General features: G+C 70.7%; 5 protein-coding genes. 2 read left to right on the top strand and 3 right to left on the bottom strand.

Going from position 1 to position 7,387, the window contains the following annotated elements:
* Window positions 1-52 precede the first annotated feature (52 nt).
* Complete coding sequence (locus C1I97_RS26910; RefSeq protein WP_111005744.1) at window positions 53-1,084, top strand: AI-2E family transporter; 1,032 nt, start codon at window positions 53-55, stop codon at window positions 1,082-1,084.
* 16 nt (window positions 1,085-1,100) lie between these two features.
* Here C1I97_RS26910 and C1I97_RS26905 read toward each other — a convergent pair whose 3' ends face one another.
* Window positions 1,101-3,245, bottom strand: a complete 2,145-nt coding sequence (locus C1I97_RS26905) for a SpoIIE family protein phosphatase (protein ID WP_111005743.1) — start codon at window positions 3,243-3,245, stop codon at window positions 1,101-1,103.
* 194 nt (window positions 3,246-3,439) lie between these two features.
* Between C1I97_RS26905 and aspS the strand changes: the two genes are divergently transcribed.
* Entirely contained in the window at window positions 3,440-5,200 is a 1,761-nt protein-coding gene (gene aspS / locus C1I97_RS26900; protein ID WP_111005742.1) for an aspartate--tRNA ligase, read from the top strand.
* 82 nt (window positions 5,201-5,282) lie between these two features.
* Here the strand turns inward: aspS and C1I97_RS40155 are convergent, their stop codons facing one another.
* On the bottom strand, window positions 5,283-5,717 hold the full coding sequence (locus tag C1I97_RS40155; protein WP_181446932.1) for a hypothetical protein: 435 nt from the start codon (window positions 5,715-5,717) through the stop codon (window positions 5,283-5,285).
* Window positions 5,718-6,172: 455 nt separating this feature from the next.
* Complete coding sequence (locus C1I97_RS26890; protein ID WP_181446931.1) at window positions 6,173-7,069, bottom strand: hypothetical protein; 897 nt, start codon at window positions 7,067-7,069, stop codon at window positions 6,173-6,175.
* Window positions 7,070-7,387: the final 318 nt, after the last annotated feature.

Below are 7,387 nucleotides of genomic sequence, written 5' to 3'. Positions count from 1 at the left end.
GGCTTGGGCGGGTCGCCAGGCGTTCGCGGGTGACTTGTAGTCAGCTGGTCCCGTGCTGCTGCCCGAGCCCGTCCGACGTCTCGCCTCCTGGTGCGCCGTCGTGCTGCTGGTGTCCGGGGTGGTGTGGATCGGGGTCCGGCTGTGCGTGACCTTCCGGACCGCCGTCACACCCGTGCTGCTCGCCCTGCTGGGGACCGCTCTGCTGCGGCCGCTCTTTCGGCGCCTCGTGGACGCGCACGTCAACCGTTCGCTCGCCGCGGGGATCACCTGCGTGGCCGTCGTGGTGGTCGTCGGCGGGGCCGTCTACATCGTCGTGGCCGCGCTGATCGGCAGCGGGGGTCAGATCGCCGCCGCCCTCAAGCGGGCCGGACAGTCGCTCGCCACGTACTTCGGCGGAGCCGGGACCTCGCTGGGCGACCTGGCTTCCCACGGCAAGCGGCTGCTGGAGAAGTTCGGCGGCACGGCCGCCTCCAACGTGATCAGCGGGGTCAGCGTGGTCGGCGAGTGGCTCGCCATGTCCCTGCTCGCCCTGCTGCTCGTGTTCTTCTTCCTGCGCGACTCGGGCAAGGCCGTCGACAGCCTGCGCACGCTCATCCCGAGCGGAAGGGCCGACCTCGCGGAGGCCATGGCCCGGCGGGCCTTCGCGGGCGTGGAGGGCTTCATGCGCGGTACGACGCTCATCGCGCTCATCGACGCCGTCTGCATCACGACCGGCCTGCTCGTTCTGCGGGTGCCGGGCGCCGTGGGACTCGGCGCGCTGGTCTTCGTCGGCGGCTACCTCCCCTACCTGGGCGCCTTCCTCTCCGGGGCCGTCGCCGTGCTCGTCGCCCTCGCCGACCGCGGGTTCGTCATCGCGCTGTGGGCGCTCGGCGTGGTGCTCGCCGTACAGGTGCTGGAGGGGCATGTGCTGCAGCCGGTGATCCAGAGCCGGACCGTGCGGATGCACCCGGCCGTGGTACTGCTGGCGATCACCGCGGGCGCGTCGGTCGCCGGGATCGTCGGGATGCTGCTGGCGGTGCCGCTGACGGCGGCGGTGTTCGGGATCGGGCACGAGCTGCGGGAACGGTACGCGGTCCCGTCGTAGGAGCACGCCCCGAGCGTCATCGCCTTCCGTCCGGACACTCGTACAGCTCGAACCAGATGCTCTTGCCCCGGCCCCGCGGCACGACCCCCCACGCGTCCGAGAGCAGCTCGATCAGCACCAGGCCGCGCCCGGAGGAGGCCAGCTCCCCGGGCCGGCGCTTGTGCGGCAGGTCGTCGCCGGCGTCGGTGACCTCCACCCGCAGCCGCCGCCTGCCCTTCTCCCCGCCGACCTCGGCCATCAGCAGCGCGTCGGCGTCGGTGTGCACGAGCACGTTGGTGAGCAGCTCCGACAGCAGCAGCACCGCCGAGTCCACCTGTTCCTCGGCCGCCCAGTCGTGCAGCACCTCGCGCAACTGCTGCCGGGCGACCGCCACCCGCTCGGGCTCGGCCTGGGCGACCGTCAGCAGGGTGCGCCGCACCTCCGGGAGGAGGGCGGTGCCGCCCTCGCCGTGCCGGCTCAGCAGCAGTACGGCTATGTCGTCCTCGCGCCGGTCGGCCAGCGGCCCCGTGGTGTGGTGCGAGGAGGGCCCGTGCACGGCCTGGACGAGTGCGTCGGCGAGCTCCTCGGCGCCGCCCCCGTGCTGCTCCAGGACCGTACGGATCCGCTGCCAGCCGGTGTCCAGATCGTGGCCGCCGGTCTCGATCAGCCCGTCCGTGCAGATCATCATCGTCTCGCCCGGCTCCAGGGTGAACCGGGTGGTCGGGTAGTCGGTGTCCGGGTCGATGCCCAGCGGCAGCCCGCCCGCCGTCGGCCGCAGCAGCACCGTGCCGTCCGCCATGCGGATCACCGGGTCCGGGTGGCCCGCGCGAGCGATCTCCACCACCCCGCTGCGGGGGTCGACCTCGGCGTACAAGCAGGTCGCGAAGCGCAGCTCGGTGCCGTCGCCGCCGTCGCCACCGGTCATGCCGTGCAGGAAGCGGGAGGCGCGGGAGAGCACCGCGTCCGGCGGGTGCCCCTCGGAGGCGTAGGCGCGCAGGGCGATGCGCAGCTGGCCCATCAGGCCCGCGGCGCGTACGTCGTGGCCCTGGACGTCCCCCATGACCAGGGCGAAACGCCCCGACCCGGACTTCGTGCCGGACCGCGAGGTGCCGCCCGGCAGCGGAATCATGTCGTACCAGTCGCCGCCCACCTGGAGGCCGCCGCCGGTGGGGACGTAGCGGGCGGCCACGTCCATGCCCGGGACCTCGGGACCCAGGGTGGGCATCATCGAGCGCTGCAGGTTCTCGCTCAGCTCCCGCTCGGTCTCGGCGGTCCCGGCGCGGGACAGGGCCTGGGCGAGCATCCGGGCCACCGTGGTCAGCACCGAGCGCTCGTCGGGCGTGAAGGCCACCGGGTGGGTGAAGGCGGCCATCCAGGCGCCCATCGTGCGGCCCGAGGCGGTCAGCGGGAGGAAGGCCCAGGAGCGGCGGTTGAAGCGCTGGGCGAGCGGCCAGGTGAGCGGGTAGCGGGACTTGTACTGCTCCGGGGAGGACAGATAGACCGCCCGTCCGGTGCGCACCACCTCGGCGGCCGGGTAGTCCGTCTCCAGCGCCATGTGCAGGAAGGGGCCCTCGTCGCCGGGCCGCTGTCCGTGGTGGCCGACGACCGTCAGCCGGTCGCCCTCCACGCCGAAGACGGCCAGCCCGTCCGGCGAGAACCCGGGCATCGACAGGCCCGCCGCGACCCGCAGCACCTCCGCCGTGGAGCGGGCCTCGGCCAGGGCCCGCCCGGCGTCCAGCAGGAACGCCTCGCGGGAGCGCCGCCAGTCGCCGGTGACCGCGCTGCGCCCGGCCGGGGAGCCCGGTGCCGGCTCGGCGACCTCCTGCAGGGTGCCGATCAGTTCGTACGCCTTCTTCCGGGGGTCGAAGGCCGGCTTGGAGCGGCTGCGCACCACCCGGGTGATCCGGTTCCGCTCGTCCATGATCCGGATGCGTACCTCGGCGAGGGTGCCCTCGGCGACGGCGAGCTGCACGACACCCGTGATCTCGTTCCAGTCGACCGGGTGGAGGCGGGCCCGTACCTGGGCCTCCGTGAGGACGGCCTGCTCGGCGGGCAGTCCGAGCAGGCGAGCCGCCTCGGCGTCGACCGACACCGTCCCCGTGGCGGTGTCCCAGTGCCACATGCCGGTCGCGAGGGCGGCGAGTACGTCCCCCACGGCGGGCAGGGGCTCACCAGTGCGCATGGCCCCACTGTAAGAAGAGGCGATCGAGCGCTGCCACCGATGGTGTGCGGGCGCGCGGTGCCGTAGGGCCCCGCCGTGCCGCCCGCAAAAGGGTGGGGAGCCCAGGTTGGGGTGGCCGGTACGCTTGGTAGGTCCGGGCCGGGCCGTGTCCGCGCCCCGGTGATCCCCGATCCGCGAAGACTGGATGAACGACGATGCATCGGTACAGGTCCCACACCTGCGGCGAGCTCCGCGCCTCTGACGTCGGCACCGGCGTCCGGCTCAGTGGCTGGCTGCACAATCGGCGCGACCTGGGCGGCATCCTCTTCATCGATCTGCGCGACCACTACGGCATCACGCAGCTCGTCGCCCGCCCCGGCACGCCCGCGTACGAGGCGCTGGACCGGCTGTCCAAGGAGACGGTGGTCCGCGTCGACGGCAAGGTTGTTTCACGTGGAACCGAGAACGTGAACCCGGAGCTGCCGACCGGCGAGGTCGAGGTCGAGGTCGGCGAGGTCGAGGTGCTCGGCGCGGCGGCCCCGCTCCCCTTCACGATCAACACCGAGGACGGGGTCAACGAGGAGCGGCGCCTGGAGTACCGCTTCCTGGACCTGCGCCGCGAGCGCATGCACCGCAACATCATGCTGCGTACGGCGGTCATCGCGGCCATGCGCCACAAGATGGCCGCGATGGGCTTCAACGAGATGGCGACGCCGATCCTGTCCGCCACCTCCCCCGAGGGCGCCCGCGACTACGTGGTCCCCTCGCGTGTGCACCCGGGCAGGTTCTACGCCCTTCCGCAGGCGCCGCAGCAGTTCAAGCAGCTGCTGATGATCTCCGGTTTCGACCGCTACTTCCAGATCGCGCCCTGCTTCCGCGACGAGGACGCGCGCGCGGACCGCTCGCCGGGCGAGTTCTACCAGCTCGACGTGGAGATGAGCTTCGTCGAGCAGGAGGACGTGTTCCAGCCGATCGAGCGGCTGATGACGGAGCTGTTCGAGGAGTTCGGCGGCGGCCGTCACGTCACCTCGCCCTTCCCGCGGATCCCGTTCCGCGAGGCGATGCTGAAGTACGGCTCCGACAAGCCGGACCTGCGTGCCCAGCTGGAGCTCGTCGACATCACCGACGTCTTCGAGGGCTCTCAGTTCAAGGCGTTCGCGGGCAAGCACGTGCGCGCGCTGCCGGTGCCGGCGGTCCAGGACCAGCCGCGCAAGTTCTTCGACCAGCTGGGTGAGTACGCGATCTCGCTGGGCGCGAAGGGCCTGGCGTGGGTGCGGGTGACCGAGGACGGCTCGCTGACCGGCCCGATCGCGAAGTTCCTGACCGAGGACGACGTCGCCGAGCTGACCAAGCGCCTGTCGCTGGCGGCCGGGCACGCGGTGTTCTTCGGCGCGGGCGAGTTCGACGAGGTCTCGAAGATCATGGGCGCGGTGCGGGTGGAGGCCGCGCGCCGGGCGGGGCACTTCGAGCAGGACGTGTTCCGCTTCTGCTGGATCGTCGACTTCCCGATGTACGAGAAGGACGAGGACGGGAAGATCGACTTCTCCCACAACCCGTTCTCGATGCCGCAGGGCGGTCTGGAGGCCCTGCAGACCCAGGACCCGCTGGACATCCTGGGCTGGCAGTACGACATCGTCTGCAACGGTGTCGAGCTGTCCTCCGGCGCCATCCGGAACCACGAGCCCGAGATCATGCTCAAGGCCTTCGAGATCGCGGGCTACGACCGCGAGACGGTGGAGGAGAAGTTCGCGGGCATGCTCCGCGCCTTCCGCTTCGGCGCCCCGCCGCACGGCGGCATCGCCCCGGGCGTCGACCGCATCGTCATGCTGCTGGCCGACGAGCCCAACATCCGCGAGACCATCGCCTTCCCGCTCAACGGCAACGCCCAGGACCTGATGATGGGGGCACCGACCGAGCTGGACGAGGCGCGGCTGAAGGAGCTGCACCTGACGGTGCGCAAGCCGCAGCCGAAGTAGTCCCGGCAGCAGCGAAGGGGCCCGGAAGCGTTCGGCGCTTCCGGGCCCCTTCTTAGCTGGGTCTTCTGCACCGGGCTCTCCGTCAGATGCTCAGCGGTCGGCGGAGGAGGTAGCCGGCAACGGGACCAAGAGTTTCGTCGTCCAAGTGGATGCAGTCCGCCCAGTCACGTTGTTCGACAGGGGCCAGCAAGGACTCGACAGTGCAGGACCATGCCTCGCACAGGGTGCGGAGGAACAGGCCGTACAGATCGCCTGACGTGCGCCACCACTGCTTCTGCCAGGTGGGAGTGGTGTGGTCGCGGGCGAACTCGTACGCGGGGTCCCGGTTGGCAGTGGCCGGGAAGACCTGGTATAGCGGTGGGGTGGTGACCCTCTGGCAGATCAGGATGCCGTTGTCGGGAAGCTGAAGCCGCTCCCCTGACAGCGGGTGGGTGAGCTCTGGCGGACGCGCCCGCCACGTAAGGGGCCAGCCGAAGGCGAGGAAGATTTCGCTGTGGCGTCCTGCCCACTCGGGCACCTCGGACAGACGAGGACAGGTCGGGGCGGCGGGCGATCTCGATGTCCCTGGCCCAGGTGAGGACCCAGCTTCGCACGGGGCTCAGAGACTGCCGCTCGACCGCTTTGGCGAAGGCGTCGTCCTTCGTGGCCTGCATCTCGTCCAGACGGCCCGGGGCGACGACGGCGAGGGCGGCTCGCAAGGCATCAGGAGTCTGCTCGGGACGGGCGATCAGCTCACGTCCTTGAGTGACGTACTCGCGTGTCGCGGCGAGGAAGACCGCCCTATGCTCGGCTTCGATCTCCGCGTCGTCCCGTTCCTCTGTGCCCAGCTCGGTGAGAAGACGTGCGGCCCTCTCGGCAGCCTCAGGGTCATCCCTCAGGAGCGCGCGCCTGCGCTCCCGCCAGCTCTCGCCGTTCACCGCTCTACCTCCAGACGTCCGCGTACCGGGTCGGCCTCTCCGTCAAGGTCTGGGGCTACTCGTCGGTAAAGACGTCTTCGGCCGTCGGGGCTGTGACGGCACGCCGCAGCCAGTGGCGCAGGATCTCGGGGTCACCACAGTCGGTGATGCGTTCCCGGATCGCTTCGGGGACGTCGATGCCGCGCACTTCCAGGATGTCCAGGACGTCCTCGGCGGCGCGTCGCGCCTCGCCCTCGGCTCGGCCCTTCTCGCGGCCCTCCTCGCGGATTTCCTCGGAGAGGGGTGACTTGTAAAAGGAGAGGTCCACGGCCACCAGTTTCCTCCACAGTTGTGCGGCTGGGTGCTTGCCCAGGCCTTGTGCCACGAGTTCGATGATCGGGTTGGCGATGCTCTGCGGGGTGTCCCGCAGAACGGTCGTCATTGATTTGAGTATGGCCCCGGCGTCCGGATGCGTGGCGTGGGTGATCACGGACAGCGTGGCGAGGGCGAGATCTTTGCGGACTTCGGCCGGGTCGATGATCACCGGCATGTTGTGCGGTCCCGCGACCAGCGGCCGCAGGGTCAGCAGGGGCCACTGGCGAGGACCGAAGGTGACCTCACGCGCGGCCCATTCCGCGGTGGCGCGGTCCTGGCAGACGACCAGCAGCATCGGCTGCAGCCGGTACTTTGTGAGCAGGTACGAGGCGTAGTACGCCCAGCTGGCGGGTTTGTTCGGGTCCTTCCTGCCCTGAGCCTCGACCGCGAGGAGCAGCGGCTCGTCGTCCTCTGCCTCCAGCCGCAGGAGGGTGTCCACGCGGCGTTCGACGGGGCTGGTCTCGGTGAGGTCGTTGGGCAGGACGGTGACCGAGGTGGGCAAGGGGAAGTCGATGCCGAGTACCTCGGACACCCCGGAGAAGAGGCCCGGATATTCCTGGAAGATGCGGTGCATCGCCTCGTGGGGCGAGCTGACCATACGGATTCCTGTGAGAGTGAGGTGGTAAGGGATGGAAGGGGCATTGCCTCTGGCACATGCCCATACGTGGTCTGCGGTGAGCGTATGAGTGCGACTCGGCCCGGCGGAGCGCAGTTGGTGATGTTCACCTGGAGGGGTGAAGGCGGCTGCGAGCCGGTCTCCAGCGGGCGCTGGGTCCTGGCCGACTCGTCAGGAGGCCGTGGGCGTCGGTTGCCGGAGTTCGCGGCAGTCCCGGCAGTTGCGCGGGTCGGGGCCGCGATAGCCGCGGTCGCAGGTGTCGCAGTTGCGGAGTGGGTGCCGGACGGGCGGGGGTGGCTC

It is taken from the genome of Streptomyces sp. NTH33 (assembly GCF_003236365.1).
GTDB lineage: Bacteria > Actinomycetota > Actinomycetes > Streptomycetales > Streptomycetaceae > Streptomyces.
This window is presented reverse-complemented; position numbering and strand designations above follow the sequence as displayed.

Coding starts and splice junctions, on each gene's coding strand:
- C1I97_RS26905 (WP_111005743.1), bottom strand. CDS start 3,245: ATGCGCACTGGTGAGCCCCTGCCCGCCGTGGGGGACGTACTCGCCGCC.
- aspS (WP_111005742.1), top strand. CDS start 3,440: ATGCATCGGTACAGGTCCCACACCTGCGGCGAGCTCCGCGCCTCTGAC.
- C1I97_RS26890 (WP_181446931.1), bottom strand. CDS start 7,069: ATGGTCAGCTCGCCCCACGAGGCGATGCACCGCATCTTCCAGGAATAT.